Source organism: Pseudodesulfovibrio cashew (assembly GCF_009762795.1).
Taxonomy (GTDB): domain Bacteria; phylum Desulfobacterota; class Desulfovibrionia; order Desulfovibrionales; family Desulfovibrionaceae; genus Pseudodesulfovibrio; species Pseudodesulfovibrio cashew.
This window is the reverse complement of record NZ_CP046400.1, coordinates 1,860,649-1,874,654: the sequence shown is the minus strand read 5'-3', so window position 1 is coordinate 1,874,654 and position 14,006 is coordinate 1,860,649. Positions and strand designations below refer to the sequence as shown.

The 14,006-nt window shown below is 63.9% G+C and carries 12 protein-coding genes; 7 read left to right on the top strand and 5 right to left on the bottom strand.

The features are described 5' to 3' along the window. The first annotated feature begins 316 nt into the window (after positions 1 to 316). The 7 genes from GM415_RS08440 to GM415_RS08410 all read left to right on the top strand — a co-directional run bounded on the left by GM415_RS08440 (position 317) and on the right by GM415_RS08410 (position 10,378). On the top strand, positions 317 to 1,456 hold the full coding sequence (locus GM415_RS08440) for a pyridoxal-phosphate-dependent aminotransferase family protein (protein ID WP_158947377.1): 1,140 nt from the start codon (positions 317 to 319) through the stop codon (positions 1,454 to 1,456). Positions 1,457 to 1,583: 127 nt separating this feature from the next. Next, positions 1,584 to 2,768, top strand: a complete 1,185-nt coding sequence (locus GM415_RS08435; protein WP_158947376.1) for an NAD(P)-dependent oxidoreductase — start codon at positions 1,584 to 1,586, stop codon at positions 2,766 to 2,768. 1,093 nt (positions 2,769 to 3,861) lie between these two features. Beyond that, complete coding sequence (locus GM415_RS08430; RefSeq protein WP_158947375.1) at positions 3,862 to 7,395, top strand: FAD-binding and (Fe-S)-binding domain-containing protein; 3,534 nt, start codon at positions 3,862 to 3,864, stop codon at positions 7,393 to 7,395. A 42-nt stretch (positions 7,396 to 7,437) separates the two neighbouring features. Next, positions 7,438 to 7,848 carry a PaaI family thioesterase gene (locus GM415_RS08425; RefSeq protein ID WP_158947374.1) on the top strand — a complete coding sequence of 137 codons (411 nt, stop codon included), beginning with the start codon at positions 7,438 to 7,440 and terminating at the stop codon, positions 7,846 to 7,848. 2 nt (positions 7,849 to 7,850) lie between these two features. Beyond that, positions 7,851 to 8,267 carry a Holliday junction resolvase RuvX gene (gene ruvX, locus GM415_RS08420; RefSeq protein ID WP_158947373.1) on the top strand — a complete coding sequence of 139 codons (417 nt, stop codon included), beginning with the start codon at positions 7,851 to 7,853 and terminating at the stop codon, positions 8,265 to 8,267. Next, positions 8,240 to 9,304, top strand: a complete 1,065-nt coding sequence (gene mltG, locus GM415_RS08415) for an endolytic transglycosylase MltG (RefSeq protein ID WP_158947372.1) — start codon at positions 8,240 to 8,242, stop codon at positions 9,302 to 9,304. The genes ruvX and mltG overlap by 28 nt, the downstream gene beginning before the upstream one ends. 9 nt (positions 9,305 to 9,313) lie before the next feature. Next, entirely contained in the window at positions 9,314 to 10,378 is a 1,065-nt protein-coding gene (locus GM415_RS08410; protein ID WP_158947371.1) for a Ppx/GppA phosphatase family protein, read from the top strand. 1 nt (position 10,379) lies between these two features. On the opposite strand, the gene lepB is transcribed toward GM415_RS08410, so the two are convergent. From lepB to GM415_RS08385, 5 genes are read right to left on the bottom strand one after another with little or no spacing between them, the layout of a single operon-like run. Next, positions 10,380 to 11,210, bottom strand: a complete 831-nt coding sequence (lepB, locus tag GM415_RS08405) for a signal peptidase I (RefSeq protein ID WP_158947370.1) — start codon at positions 11,208 to 11,210, stop codon at positions 10,380 to 10,382. A 2-nt stretch (positions 11,211 to 11,212) separates the two neighbouring features. Continuing rightward, positions 11,213 to 12,331, bottom strand: a complete 1,119-nt coding sequence (locus GM415_RS08400; RefSeq protein ID WP_158947369.1) for a threonine synthase — start codon at positions 12,329 to 12,331, stop codon at positions 11,213 to 11,215. Then, on the bottom strand, positions 12,331 to 12,714 hold the full coding sequence (locus tag GM415_RS08395; RefSeq protein ID WP_158947368.1) for a RidA family protein: 384 nt from the start codon (positions 12,712 to 12,714) through the stop codon (positions 12,331 to 12,333). Before GM415_RS08395 ends, GM415_RS08400 begins: the two co-directional genes overlap by 1 nt. A gap of 60 nt (positions 12,715 to 12,774) precedes the next feature. Next, on the bottom strand, positions 12,775 to 13,560 hold the full coding sequence (locus GM415_RS08390) for a M48 family metallopeptidase (protein ID WP_158947367.1): 786 nt from the start codon (positions 13,558 to 13,560) through the stop codon (positions 12,775 to 12,777). After that, positions 13,551 to 14,003: a YbjQ family protein gene (locus tag GM415_RS08385; RefSeq protein ID WP_158947366.1), complete on the bottom strand. Its 453-nt coding sequence runs from the start codon at positions 14,001 to 14,003 to the stop codon at positions 13,551 to 13,553. Before GM415_RS08385 ends, GM415_RS08390 begins: the two co-directional genes overlap by 10 nt. Between the last annotated feature and the right edge of the window lie 3 nt (positions 14,004 to 14,006).

Sequence of the window (14,006 nt, the reverse complement as noted above, 5' to 3'; positions counted from 1 at the left end):
TCACTCACATTGACTGATGAGTCACTCCAGACACACTGCTGGCAATATTCCTATTTATATCACGCACAACATACCTTTCATCATTTTTGTTCCACTTCATTCCAAAACAGTCATGCCCCTTAAAGACGCTTGACGTTTTTGGAGTTTTCCGCTCGGAAATAGACGTCGGAAGAACAGGCCCGGAATGACGCGTCACAGCTCCTGAAGGGCAGCCCCTTTCTGGACAACCCGCGCGCCTTCGTTATATGAACGGGGACATTATCCATTATCGGCTGGGCATCCCCCTCCCTTCAACACACCCGGAAAGGAACGCATAATGAGCATACAGAATTTTGCACCGTTGAAGCTCTTCATCACCGGCCCCACATACATCCGCCAAGAGGTCAGGCAGGCCGCCGCCCTGCCCGAGTTCGGCCACCGCGACAGCGAAAACGAGCTGCGCTTCGGTCCCATCTTCGAGAACCTCAAGAAGCTGGCCGGGGCAGACGACGACTACGAGGCCGTCCTGTTCCTGGGCTCCGGCTCCACCGGCATGGAGGCCTCGGTGCGCTCCCTCGTGGCCGACGACGAATCCATCCTGAACGTGTCGGTGGGAGCGTTCGGCGACATGTACTACACCCTGGCCGAGTCCAACGGGAAAAAGGCCGAAAACCTCAAGTTCGACTACGGCCAGCCCATCGACATGGACATTCTGGACGCCAAGCTCAAGGAAATGCGCCCGGACGTGGTATCCTTCACCCACAACGAGACTTCCACCGGCGTGGTCAACGACATGAAGGCCGTCTGCGAACTGATCCGCGAGAACGGCGCCATGCCCCTGGTGGACGGCGTGTCCATCTTCGGCGGCGCAGACCTGGACCTCAAGAACTCCGGGGCCGCCATGTACTCCACGGCCACCCAGAAGGCCCTGGCCCTGAACGCCGGGTTCGGCATCGGCTTCATCAGCAAGGAGGCCGAGGAAAAGGCCGCCCGGGTGCAGAACAAGGGCCACCACCACGACATCTCCAAGCACCTGGTCCTGGCGCGCAAGCACCAGACCCTGACCACGCCCAACTGCGCCCTGGCCAACCAGATGTGCGTGCAGCTCGACTACATCGTCAACAATGAGGGCATCGCCGCCCGCTTCGCCCGCCACATCGAGATGCGCGGCATGGTCGAGAAGTGGGTGGAAGGCCTGGACGGGTTCGACATGTTCGCGCCCGAGGGCTACCGCTCGCCCACCGTGTCCACCGTGGTCTGTCCCGAAGGGGTCACCGTGGCCCAGCTCAAGCAGGGCGTGAAGGAAGCGCTCCGGGGCGAGGGCTACCTCATGGACCCGGGCTACGGAAAGCTCAACGCGGCCCTGGAGGAAGCGGGCCGCAGGCAGGTCATCCGCATCGGACACATGGGCGACATCACGCCGGACATGCTCGGCGAATATCTCGGCAAACTCGAAACGGAGCTGAAGAAGTTGTAACGGAAATCACAACAGGCCGTCCCGGAAGCGCGGGCACGAGGCCGCAAAGGAACCGGAGGGACCAACGCCTTTGCGGCCCATTTCGGAGGCTACGCGCCGTCCGGCTGGCCGAAGGGGGAAGTTCGGCATGCGGATACTCGCCAATGACGGTCTGGTGGAGGAAGCGCGGCGGTTCCTGAAGCATCGGGGATTCACCGTGGACACGGAGAAGCGCGACGAGGAGGATCTCCTGGGCGAGATCGGCTCCTTTGACGCGCTGCTCGTCCGGTCGGCGACCAAGGTCTCGCGGCGGCTGCTCGAAGCCGGGGTCTCCGGCAACGGCAAGCTCAAGATCGTAGGGCGCGGCGGCATCGGCACGGACAACATCGACCTTGAGGCGGCCAAGGAGCTGGGCGTCATCGTCAAATTCGCGCCCAACGGCAACCTCAACGCCACATCCGAACACGCCCTGGGGCTCATGTTCGCCATTGCCCGCAAGGTGCCGCTGGCACACCACACGCTCATGGGCGGCACCTGGCACAAGAAGCGCTTCCTGGGCGTGGAGCTGTTCGGCAAGACACTCGGCATCATCGGCTGCGGGCGTATCGGCCAGGCCCTGGCCGCCAAGGCGGGCGCCCTGGGCATGAAGGTCATCGGCTTTGACCCCTACCCTTCTCTTGACGCCGCCGTGGAGTACAAGGACACCCTGCCTGAACTCCTCGCACAAGCGGACTTCGTCTCCCTGCACTGCGGCGGCTGCGACGCCATCATCGACGCCGACGCCATCTCGCACATGAAGGAGACCGCCTTCCTCATCAACGCCTCGCGCGGCAAGAACGTATCCGAGGACGCCCTGTACGAGGCGCTCCAGACCGGCCGGATCGCAGGAGCCGCACTGGACTGCTACGAGACCGAACCCAAGCGCGAGGGGCAGCCCTTCGAATGCCGCTTGCGCGAGCTCGATAACGTGGTGCTCTCGGCCCACCTGGGCGCGTCCACCACCAACGCGGGCGTGCGCACCGGCATGGAGATCGCCGAGGTGGTCTCCGCCTACCTGCTGCGCGGAGATTACGCCAACTCCGTCAACGTGGGCCAGACCGTCCAGGAGGAAGGCACCCAGGTCTACACCATCTTCATCACCCACCGCGACACGCCCGGCATGTTCGGCCGGTTCGGCACCCTGCTGGGCGAGATGGGCGTGAACATCCGCGAGAACAACTCCCGCAAGCTCGGCGAGCAGGTCCAGACCGTCTACGTGGTGCATGCGAAGCCCACCGAGGAGGTGCGGCAGGCATTGGCCGATGTCGAGGGCGTCAGCAGGGTGAGTATTTAGAGGCGGGTGGGCCCGCTGCCCCTGAAGAGGTGGGGATGCCGCCTGCGGCGGCGAGGTGGGTGGATCGCGCCTGCGGCGCGGAGAGCCGGTGTTGGAGCGTTCCGCTCCGCCCCCTCCGGGAATCACGCTTGCAGCGCGCGGAGAGCCGGGGTTGGGGCTGCGCCCCAAAAGCCCTCCATGCCCTGCCGGGCGGGCCTACTTTCTTTGGCGGCGCCCAAAGAAAGTAGCAAAGAAAGGTCGCTGTGAGCGCCATCTCCGCCCCGCTGCTCTCGGGCGAGAATCTCATCCAACCCGGTCGGCTCCGGACTACGTGGAGTGAAACGCTCTGCCAAGCTTATCGTACGTAGGCCGTCCGACTCCGTGCGTGCTCCGGCACAAGAGACGCCGCCCGGTTTGGTGAGCTTCTAGGCCCATGAGCAAGGGGCTGACTGCGGACCTCCGAAGAGGAAGTCGAAGAGCCGGACTGCTTCTTTCTGATTAGTACGCAGGAGCCAGCGCGACTTGGCCGGATGAGAGAGATGTCTTTGCTACGATTCTGAGAATCGCTCAATTTGTCAGGCAAAGGAGAGTTGCCTCGTTCGGCAAGCTACCGATCACCCCGGCTGGGACCGGTCATCGAGCTCGGGGCTTAGAGCCGCTTGCACACGGCTGAAGCACAGCCCGAAGCGCGCCTGCCCGCAGGCTTTCGCTTTTCGGGCAGCGGTAGCCGTGTTAGCGGCTCTTGGTCCCGAGATCGCACTGCAGCACCAACAGAGCGACTTTTGCTTACTTTTGGGCGCTCCGGTCCAAAAGTAAGTCGCCCCGAAAGGGGCGAAACCCTTTCCCCATCAATTGCCGCCGACAGGCGGCTTCCTCTTCTCTTTTCCCACCTCCCTCAGTCCCGACGTTCACCAAATGCTACGCTGGAGCCTGTCATTTCGAACAAAACGCCTCAACCGCACGGCAAGCGCGAACCCTGGAGGCTGTTGGAGCGGTACGCTCCAACACCGGCTCTCGGGCCGCGCCGCAGGCACCCTCCACCCCTCACCCTTGCCAACCGCCAAAAAAAGTCCTACTTCCTGACTCTTCACCATTTCCCATGGAGTAATAAGACATGGCCCAGCTTGGACCCCACATATCGATATCGGACGAACAACTCATCACCCGCGCCTTGGGCGTTGTGGAGATGGAGCAGTATCAACACTGGCCCGAGGGCGTGAAGAAACTGGCCTCCAATCTGGCGGCCGAACTCTTCATGGTCCGCTACAACCCGTTCATCGACCCGAAACTGGTGCGCCAGTCCGTGGATCGGCGGCTGAACATGTCCAAGCCCCTGCTGGACAAGGAATTCGGCACCATCCTGGCCAAGGGCATTGAGCTCTTCTGGGAGCGGTTCGACCGGGAACAGGCCTTCCGCAAGCGGATCATCGAGCGGCTGGGCCAGTTCATGCCCGAACGCGGCATCGGCGACGCACCGCACATGCGCATCGAATGCGCCACGGACGCCACCGACCTGCGCATGGAGCTGCCCATGCTCGTACTCTTCCCGGAGACCGAGGCCCAGGTACAGGGCATCGTCCGGCTTGCCAACGAAATGCAGTTCGGGATCATCCCGCGCGGCGGCGGCACCGGCGCCACGGGCGGCGCCATCCCGGCCATGCCCCGGAGCGTGATCCTCTCCCTGTCCCGTTTCAAGAAGATCCTGGACATCGACACCAAGGACAAGACCATCACGGTCCAGTCCGGCGTGATCACCCTGAACGGTATCAAAGCCGCCGAGAAGGAAGGGCTGCTCCTGACCGTGGACCCGGCGTCCAAGGCCGGCTCCTCCCTGGGCGGCAACATCGCGGAGAACGCGGGCGGGCCGTTCGCCTTCGAGTACGGCACCACCATCGACAACATCCTGCGCTACCGCATGGTCAAGCCCTCCGGGCAGCTGATCGAGGTGCGGCGCAAGGATCACCCGCGCCATAAGATTTACGAAACCGACACGGCCGTGTTCGAGATCTTCGACGAGTACGGCAAGCTCATCGACACCGTCAGCCTGGGCGGCAAGGACATCCGCAAGGAGAAGCTGGGCAAGGACGTCTCCAACAAGTATCTGGGAGGCCTGCCCGGCGTGCAGAAGGAAGGCGTGGACGGCATCATCACCGAGGCCACCTTCATCTGCTACCCGACCCTGGCCCACTCCCGCGTGCTCTGTCTGGAGTTCTACGGACGGTCCATGAACAACGCCATGCTCGTGATCAAGGACGTGGTCGGCCTGCGCAACAAGATTCGCGAGGAAGGCGACCTGGTCAAGATTTCGGCCCTGGAGGAGTTCGGACCCAAATACGTCCAGGCCATCGAATACCAGGCCAAATCGACCCAGTATGAGGGCGACCCCATCTCCGTGCTCATCCTCCAGCTCGACTCCGACGACAAGGAGGCCCTGGACGCGGCCAGCCAGACCATCGTGGCCCTGGCCCAGCCCTACGACGGCGTGGACATCTTCACCGCCCGCGACGAGAAGGAGGCCGAACTCTTCTGGGAGGACCGGCACAAGCTCTCGGCCATCGCCAAGCGCACCTCGGGCTTCAAGATCAACGAGGACGTGGTCATCCCCACGGACGTCATCCCGGAATTCTCGGAATACCTGGAGGACCTGAACCTCATCTACCTGGCCAAGATTTACGACAAGACCCTGAACCGGGTCCTGGACCTGGAAGGCGTCAACGAAAACGACGAAGACATCGCCGAGGCCAAGCGTCGCGTCGAGTCCATCCTGAGCGGGGCGGTCTCTTCCAAGGACCACTCCGACACCGAGCAGGAGGCCCAGTGCCGTTTCCTGTTCCTCAAGCTGCGCGACACGTACCCCAAGCTCGACCGTGAGATAAAGGCCTTCTGGCAGGAGATGCAGCAGCGCCGCATCGTCATCGCCAACCACATGCACGCGGGCGACGGCAACTGTCACGTCAACCTGCCGGTCAACTCCAACGACGCAGAGATGCTGGCCCAGGCCCACGAGGCCGCTGAAGCGGTCATGACCAAGGTCCAGGAGATGGGCGGCGAGGTCTCGGGCGAACACGGCATCGGCGTCACAAAGATCGCCTTCCTGGGCGAGGAAAAGATCAAGGCCCTGGCCGAGTACAAGAAGCTGGTGGACCCCAACGACGTGTTCAACCCGGGCAAACTCGTCCGGCGCGAGCTGCCGAGCCAGCCCTTCACCTTCTCCTTCAACCGGCTGATCAACGACCTCGACGCCACCCAGCTCAAGGACAAGGAAGCGCTCATCCGCCTGCTCAGGAACATCCAGACCTGCACCCGCTGCGGCAAGTGCAAGCAGGTCTGTCCCATGTACTATCCGGACAAGGGGCTGATGTTCCATCCCAGGAACAAGAACATTTCGCTGGGCGCGCTCATCGAGGGCATCTACTACTCGCAGATCCAGTCCGGCGAGCCCGCGCCCGGCCTCATGGCCCAGTTGCGCGACCTCATGGACCACTGCACGGCCTGCGGCAAGTGCCAGGCCGTCTGTCCGGTAAAGATCGACTCGGCGGGGTCCGCCCTGTCCATCCGGTCCTTCCTGGATTCCAAGGGCAAGTCCGGCCACCCGCTGAAGCAGATCATCCTCAAGAATCTGGCCAAGAACCCGGCGGCCACGGTCCCGGTTACGGCCAAGCTGCTCGCCATCGGCCAGTCTGTGCAGGACAAGACCCTGGGCATGATCCCGGCCCGCTGGCTCTCGCGCATCGAGTCGCCCATGTTCAAGCACCGCAGCCCGGACATGGACTTCCGCAACCTGTCGGAGTCCCTGAAGCTGGAGACCGGCTCGGTGTTCAAGAACCCGCGCGCGGCGCGTGACGAGACCGTGCTCTACTTCCCCGGCTGCGGCGGTTCGCTCTTCTCCCGCTCCATCGGACAGGCCTCGGTCTACCTGCTGCTCAAGTCCGGCGTGAATGTGGTCCTGCCCGACAAGCACATGTGCTGCGGCTACCCGCTGCTCGCCTCGGGCTGCGAGGAGGCGTACAAGACCAACCGACACCGCAACGTCCAGGCCTTCCTCGACCTGCTGGTCAAGACCGGCAAGGCAGGGCTCAAGGCCACCACGCTGCTGACCGCCTGCGGCACCTGCCGCGAGTCCCTGGAGACCTATGACTTCTCCGGCGAGCTGGTGGACCCGCTCAAGCACATGGACGTCATCCAGTTCCTCATGGAACGCCTGGCAAGCCACCCCATCGGCCTGCGCCAGACCGAGCCCGTGGTCTACCACTCGGCCTGCCACGCGGAATGGGTGGACGTGCCCAAGACCAAGGCCGCCGACCTGTACCGGTCCAACCTGGCCAAACTGACCGGCACGGACGTATCCCTGTCCCCGGGCTGCTGCGGCGAGTCCGGCCTGGGCGCGCTGACCACGCCGGACATTTACAACCGGCTGCGCGAGCGCAAGCAGATTCAACTCGAATCAGACTTGAGCGAGAACCGTGACAAGCCCATCGTGGTGGGCTGCCCGTCCTGCAAGGTGGGCATAAAGAGGTCCCTGCTCCAGATGAAGCGGCCCAACCGGGTCATGCACACGGCGGAATACCTGGCCGAGTGCGTGGGCGGTCCCAAGTGGAAGAAGGAGCTCAAGGAGCTGATGGAACAGGTGGAGCGCAAGGGAGCGTAACGGGCGCGCATCTGCCGCCGGAACAAGGCAAGGAGTACGGACATGGACAGCGAAGCCGTCAAGGAGCTGCTCTCGACGGGCAATCCCTTTGCCGCGCTGGTGGGCGTGGAGGTGACCGAGGTCTCTCCAGGCCGGGCAACCTGCCGCCTGGCGTTGCGCGACGAGCATCTCAATCCCTTCGGCACGGTCAACGCCGGGGCCATTTACACCCTGGCCGAGACAGCCTTCGGCGCGGCGGCCAACAGCCACGGCAACGCGGCCCTGGCCGTGAACCTGTCCATCGCCTACCTCAAGCCCGGCAAAGGCGAATGCCTCACGGCCACAGCCGAGGAGATTTCCGCCGGAGGCCGCATGGCCACCTATTCGGTTCGGGTTTGCGACGATTCCGGCGAGCTGGTGGCCGACATCCAGGCCATGGGCTACCGGACCAAGAAATCACTCAAGGATCTGTAGGCGTGCGCGTTCTCGGCATCGACTTCGGGTTGAAACGCGTGGGCCTGGCCGTGTGCGACCAAACGCAGACCCTGGTCTCGCCGCTGAAGACCCTGGAGCGGACCACCCGGAACGCTCTTTTTGACGAACTCCTCGAAATCATTGTACAGGAATCCGTCGGCGCCATCGTGGTCGGCCTGCCCCTGTCCCTGGAGGGCGAGGACACCCTGACCACGCGCCAGGCCCGGAATTTCGCCGAGAGCCTGGGGCGGCGGACCGACCTGCCCATCCACCTGATGGATGAGCGGCTGACCTCGGCGCAGGCCGAAGAGGAACTCAACGCAGCAGGGCTGCGCGGCAAAAAAAGGAAACAGGCCCTGGACAGCCAGGCCGCAACCATCATCTTGCGCTCATGGCTCGAAAACGGACACTCTTCATAGGGATTGCGGTCCTTGCGCTCCTGGCCGGTATCGGCCTGGGCGGCTACCGCTGGCACAAGGCGTGGCAGGAAAAACAGTTTCTGACCGTGCCGCCCGAAACCCCTGGCCGCGACGTGGTTTTCCGCGTGGAGCCGGGGCAGATCTTCACCACCATCTCACGAAATCTCAAGCAGGCCGGGCTGATCACCGACACCCGCCGCTTCCTCGGCCTGGCCGCCAGGTCCGGGCGCACCTCGTCCATTCGGGCCGGCGTGTTCAAGCTGAACACGGGCTGGGTGCCGGAAGCCGTTCTGCACGAGTTGACCACGTCGGCGGGGATCATGAAAAAGGTCGCTGTCCGCGAGGGACTGACCTGGTGGCAGACCGGAGATCGCATCAGCGAGGCGGGCATCGGCAGCGGTGAGACCTTTGCCGAGGCCGTACGCGACCCCGACCTGCTCGCCAAATACGGCATCAAGGCAGGAGACGCCGAGGGCTATCTCTTTCCCGAGACCTACCTGCTCACCCCGCCGCGCGGCGACCAGTCCCCGTACATGGCCGAGACCATGATCAGGGAATTCTTCAAGAACGCGGCCAAGGCATGGCCCGAAGGGTTACCGCCGTTCAAAAAGATGCATGAGACGGTCATCCTCGCCTCCATCGTGGAGAAGGAGACCGGCGACGCCTCGGAGCGGGCGCGCATCGCGGGCGTATTCCGCAACAGGCTGAAGAAGCGGATGCTCATCCAGTCCGACCCGACCATCATATACGGCCTGGGCCCTTCCTTTGACGGCAATCTGCGAAAGAGCGACCTTCAGGACAAAGGCAACCGCTACAACACCTATACGCACGCGGGCCTGCCGCCCGGGCCCATCTGCTCACCAGGGCTGGACGCGCTGAAGGCCGCCATCCATCCGGAGAAACACGACTTCCTTTACTTCGTGGCCAAGGGGGATGGCACGCATCATTTCAGCCGAACCCTTGACGAACACAACCGGGCTGTGCGCAAATACCAGATGCATCGCAACCGTAGCACGTACCGCTCCACCAAGCTGTAAGACATCGCCATGACCGCACACCGCCACCATACCTTCCAGGCCGTTTCCGGGACCATCATCCGTGCCGGGTTGTTTCTCTGCCTCCTGCTTCTCCTTTTCCCAGCCCTGACCATGGCCGCCGAGTCTCCGACGGTCATCCGAAGGGCCGCCCTGGATATCGGCTCAGCCGTGACCAAGTGCACGGTGGCGGACGTCAATCCCATCTCCTGCGACGTCGTCAAAATCGTGCAGCGTTTTTCCGTCAAGGTGGACTATGCAGAGGACATGGCCCGCTCCTACGACGGCAACCTGAGCAAGGATATACTGGAAAAGGGAATGAAGGCCGTCAAGGAACTCAAGCGGAAGGCCCTGGCTCTGGGCACCCATGAATTCTCCGCCGTGGGAGGCCCGCCCTTCCGGGAGGCCAGGAACGGCAAGGCGTTTTTCGCCCTCATCCAGGAGGAGACCGGGTTTGCCGCGCGCATCGTCTCCGAGCAGCAGGCATCGCTGCTCAGCTACCAGTCCGTACAGCAGCACGCGAGCGTGGCCTCCCCGGACCTGCTGGTCTGGGACATCGGCGGAGACGATCAGACCATGACCGTCCGGGCCAACGACGGCAGCCTCGTGTTCCATATCGACAAGATGGCCTCGGTCTCGTTCAAAAACGCGGTCATCTCGGCCATCCAGGGCAGAGATATCAACACGGTTTCCTCTCCCAACCCCATGTCCGCCAATGAGGTGGAACGCGGGCTTGAGCTGGTCGAAGCCTATGCCATGCTCAGCGTGGAAAAGGGATTGGCCAACCGGATTCGCAACGGCAAGGTGCGCGTCGTGGGCATCGGCGGGGTGCACTATCACGCCGTTCCCGAACTCCTGGGCCAGCGAGGCCCCGCCTACACCCGCCTGGAGGTGGAGGAAGCCCTGTCGCGTTGGACCGGCAAGAGCGACGAGGCATTCAACAGCGAGTACGCGGATACCCGCCTGACCAACCTCATCCTGGTCCTGGGCTACATGCGCGCCCTGGACATCGAAACAATAGCCCCGCTCAAGGTCAACCAGGCCGACGGGCTGCTCATCTCGCCCGACTTCTGGTAGATCACCGAACTTCCATGCCCCAGCGTGAAGTCCAGTCAGGATTCTCTCTGCCGCCGGGGAAATAGATATATTTGGCTCTCCCTTCCATGACGCTCCGCTTGACCGGGCCGAGCCAGCGGGAGTCGTGGGACTCCTCCCGGTTGTCTCCCATGACAAAGTATTCGTCCGGTCCGAGGGGGATGGCACCGAAGGTATCGCGGACCGGCAGATTCACCGGTGAGATGTGACGCGCATAGGGCTCGTCCAGCCGCCCGCCGTTGATGTGGACCGTCTTGTCGCGCATGGACACGGTCTCGCCCGGCAGGCCGATGACCCGCTTGACGAAGTGCCTGCCGCTGCGCTTTTCCAGAAAGACCACGACATCGCCCCGCGACAGGGGCTCGTCCTCCGCGAGGACCTCGGCCATGAAATGGTCGCCCACCAGCAGCGTGGGCACCATGGACTCCGACGGCACCCGGTAGGTCTCGTAGGAGCGGGCCGAAACCACCGCGTCCAGGGCCGAGCCCAACCCCAGGCCAACGGCCACGACCAAGCCGTACACCCACCACCGGTTCCACGGTCCGAGGCGATATTCGCCAGCCCGTCGCGCAACAAGGAAGGCGTCCGCCGCCACATAGATATTGAAGACCACGAGCACGGACATGCCCGCTACCAGGCCGGTCATGGTGCCGAGACAGGCGAAGACCGCCGTGCCGATTACCGCTTCTACGGCAAGGAACGTCACGCCGCGCTTCCACGGCCCGGCATAGACCTGCCCCAGCCCGGTGCAGACCAGGGAGAGGAGCGCGGCCAGCCAAGGTCTCCTGGGGTTGGAAGAGCCGTTTTCCACCACGATTATACTCCCGAGAGCTTATGCAGCTTATCTCCCGCCTTGAGCCCGTGGCCCGTGAACGCGGTGACCACCACCTCGTCCGGGGAGGCGCTCCGCACATATCTGGCCGCCCCGGCAATGACTGCGGCGGAGGTCGGCTCGATGCAATATCCCTTGCGGCCCATATCCCGGAAGGCAGCCAGTATCTCGTCCTCTTCGACTGCCAGGAAATGTCCGTCCGTGGCGCGCACGGCCTCGAGCATGTCCGCCCCGCGAACAGGCGCGGCAATGGCGATCCCTTCGGCCAGGGTCGGGGAGGTCCTGATCTCCGCCGGGACCGATGCGCCGGCCTCGAAGGCTGCGGCCAGGGGCGCGCATCCGGCGGACTGGACCGCGATCAGCCGGGGCACGGACTCGATCAGCCCCATCCCGGCCAGTTCGGTGAACCCGATATAAGCTCCGAGCAGAAGCGTGCCGTTCCCGGCGGGCAGGACCACGGTGTCGGGCGCGCGCCAGCCGAGTTGTTCAGCCACTTCGTAGGCGAAAGTCTTGGTGCCGTGAAAGAAGTGCGGCATGTACACGTGGCTGGCGTAGAAGGTGTCGGCCGCGGCCTCCATGCACGCCGCGGCGGTGTCCTCGCGGCTGCCGGGCACGGCCACCAGGTCTGCGCCGTAGAGTTCTATCTGGCCGAGCTTGCCCGGAGAATTGTCCGCCGGGACGAAGATGCGGCAGGGAATGCCCGCCTTGGCACAGTAGGCGCCCACCGCACACCCGGCGTTGCCCGAGGAGTCCTCCACTACGCCGGACACGCCCAGGTGGGCGGCCAGAGCGATCATCACCGCCGCGCCACGGTCCTTGTACGAGCCGGTGGGGGCCAGATGCTCCTGCTTGACCAGCACCTCCCGCCCGCCGATCTCCACCGGCAGGAGCGGGGTGAAGCCTTCGCCCAAAGTCAGCTCCGCACCCTCGGGTACGGGCAGAGCCTCCCGGTAGCGCCACAGGGTGGCGGGCCGCCCGGCCACCTCGGCCGGGTCCAGCGAAGGGGTGAAATCCAGGTCCAGCACACCGCCGCAACCGCAGCGCCAGCGCGCGTCCGTGTCCGGAAAACGCTCACCGCACGCCTTGCATACCAATGTCGCCATTACGCTTCCTCCACAGCAGCCACGCACTCGATCTCCACCAGAAAGCCGAAGTGCAGCTCACGGGTGGGCACCACGGCCCGCGCCGGTTTGTGCTCCCCGAAAAATTCCGCATAAACCGTGTTGACCCGCCCCCACAGCTCAATGTCCGCCACGTAGCAGGTGCACTTGAGGACCTTGTCGCGCGAGGAACCGGCGGCCTTGAGCACGCCTTCCACGTTGTTCAGTGCCTGAAGGGTCTGTTCCTCCACGCTGCCCAGTTTCTTTTCTCCGCTGACCGGGTCCACGGCCAGCATGCCCGAAACGTAGACCAGCCCGCCGTGCACGACGCCCTGGGAATAGTGCCCCGCCGGTGCAGGACTGTCCGGTGTGGATATGTATTGCATGTCGCCTCCTTGTGTCCGCAGGAGGATGCCAGATGCGGCCCGGAAAGGGAATGGGCGGAATCAGGGAACCGGCTTGGCGGCGTACGCTTTGTCCGCCGCGTAACGCTGCAACAAGGCTATCCGGTGCTCCGCGCCGGGATGGGTGGAGAAGTATTCGGCCCAGGCGGGTTGCTCCCGCTGGGCCTTCTGGCGCTCGAAAAAGTCGAAGGAGCCGTCCAGATCGCCGTAGAACCGGTAGAAGCGATCCAGGCCGAATCGATCGGCGGCGGCCTCACGCTGCCGGGAGACGGACCGGTCATAGAGCACCAGGGTTTCGGGCAGAAGCTCCACGCCCGCCACAGCGGAGCACAGCAGGTTGAGCGAAGTCAGGGTGATCGCCCGCCCCAGACCGAGCAGATGATCGCGGTGGGCAATGTGCCCCAGCTCGTGGGCCAGAACAAAGGCCTCCTCACGCTCGGACGCGGCCTGGTCCAGCAGACCGGACAGGACAACGATGTTGCCGCCGGGGAGCGCAAAAGCGTTGACCCCGTCAGACTGCTCGATGTGCACCACGGGCCGGTACGGCAGGGCAGGACCGGTAGCCGCGAGGCTGTCCAGCAGATGCTGCAACCGGACCTCCTCCCCGGTGCGTCCGCCGCCGTCATAATGGCGCGAGAATACGTTGCCCAGCCACGCTTCCATCTCCGGGGAGATATGCGGGATGCAGAGGTCGAGCATCCAGACCATCCCGAAATAGAGCACGGCGAGGATGACCGCCCCTCCGATCAGGCTCTTGAGAAAGTTCCCCAGAGGCGATGCCGGAGAAAGGTTGTGGTTGCGTTGCGGCAGCTTGTTGGTCAGGCGCATTGTCCCTTGAGGGTAATGGCCGTGCCGTAGGCGAACGCCTCGACGCAGGCGTATTTGTTCTTGCTGCCCGCGCCGATGGTCGAGGTCTCGATGCGGAGGCAGACGACGATGTCGGCGTCTCCGGCAGACTCCTTGAGCCGCAGCACGGCCTCCCGCCTGGCGCGGTCGATCAGGGATTCATAGACGCGGATGTTGCCGCCGAACAGATTGCGCAGGGATGCGGCGATACGCTTGAAGTAGTCGGTGCCCACCACCACGCTGCCCTGAATCAGCTCGGCCCGCTCGATGCGGTCTTCATCAAAGGGCACGGTCTTCATGCTGCTGACCGGCACGTTCACCAACTCCTGTTCCCGGCGCAGTATGGACCGGTAGTGCCGGCGCTCTCGATACGTTCCGGCCACATACCCCAGGACGAGGAGCGCAAGAACTATATACAGTTCCATGGC

Excerpts from the sequence above, each read along its gene's own strand:
- GM415_RS08435 (WP_158947376.1), top strand. The coding sequence starts at position 1,584 with ATGCGGATACTCGCCAATGACGGTCTGGTGGAGGAAGCGCGGCGGTTC.
- GM415_RS08410 (WP_158947371.1), top strand. The coding sequence starts at position 9,314 with ATGACCGCACACCGCCACCATACCTTCCAGGCCGTTTCCGGGACCATC.
- GM415_RS08385 (WP_158947366.1), bottom strand. The coding sequence starts at position 14,003 with ATGGAACTGTATATAGTTCTTGCGCTCCTCGTCCTGGGGTATGTGGCC.
- GM415_RS08425 (WP_158947374.1), top strand. The coding sequence starts at position 7,438 with ATGGACAGCGAAGCCGTCAAGGAGCTGCTCTCGACGGGCAATCCCTTT.
- GM415_RS08395 (WP_158947368.1), bottom strand. The coding sequence starts at position 12,714 with ATGCAATACATATCCACACCGGACAGTCCTGCACCGGCGGGGCACTAT.
- GM415_RS08390 (WP_158947367.1), bottom strand. The coding sequence starts at position 13,560 with ATGCGCCTGACCAACAAGCTGCCGCAACGCAACCACAACCTTTCTCCG.
- GM415_RS08440 (WP_158947377.1), top strand. The coding sequence starts at position 317 with ATGAGCATACAGAATTTTGCACCGTTGAAGCTCTTCATCACCGGCCCC.
- GM415_RS08400 (WP_158947369.1), bottom strand. The coding sequence starts at position 12,331 with ATGGCGACATTGGTATGCAAGGCGTGCGGTGAGCGTTTTCCGGACACG.
- GM415_RS08430 (WP_158947375.1), top strand. The coding sequence starts at position 3,862 with ATGGCCCAGCTTGGACCCCACATATCGATATCGGACGAACAACTCATC.
- mltG (WP_158947372.1), top strand. The coding sequence starts at position 8,240 with ATGGCTCGAAAACGGACACTCTTCATAGGGATTGCGGTCCTTGCGCTC.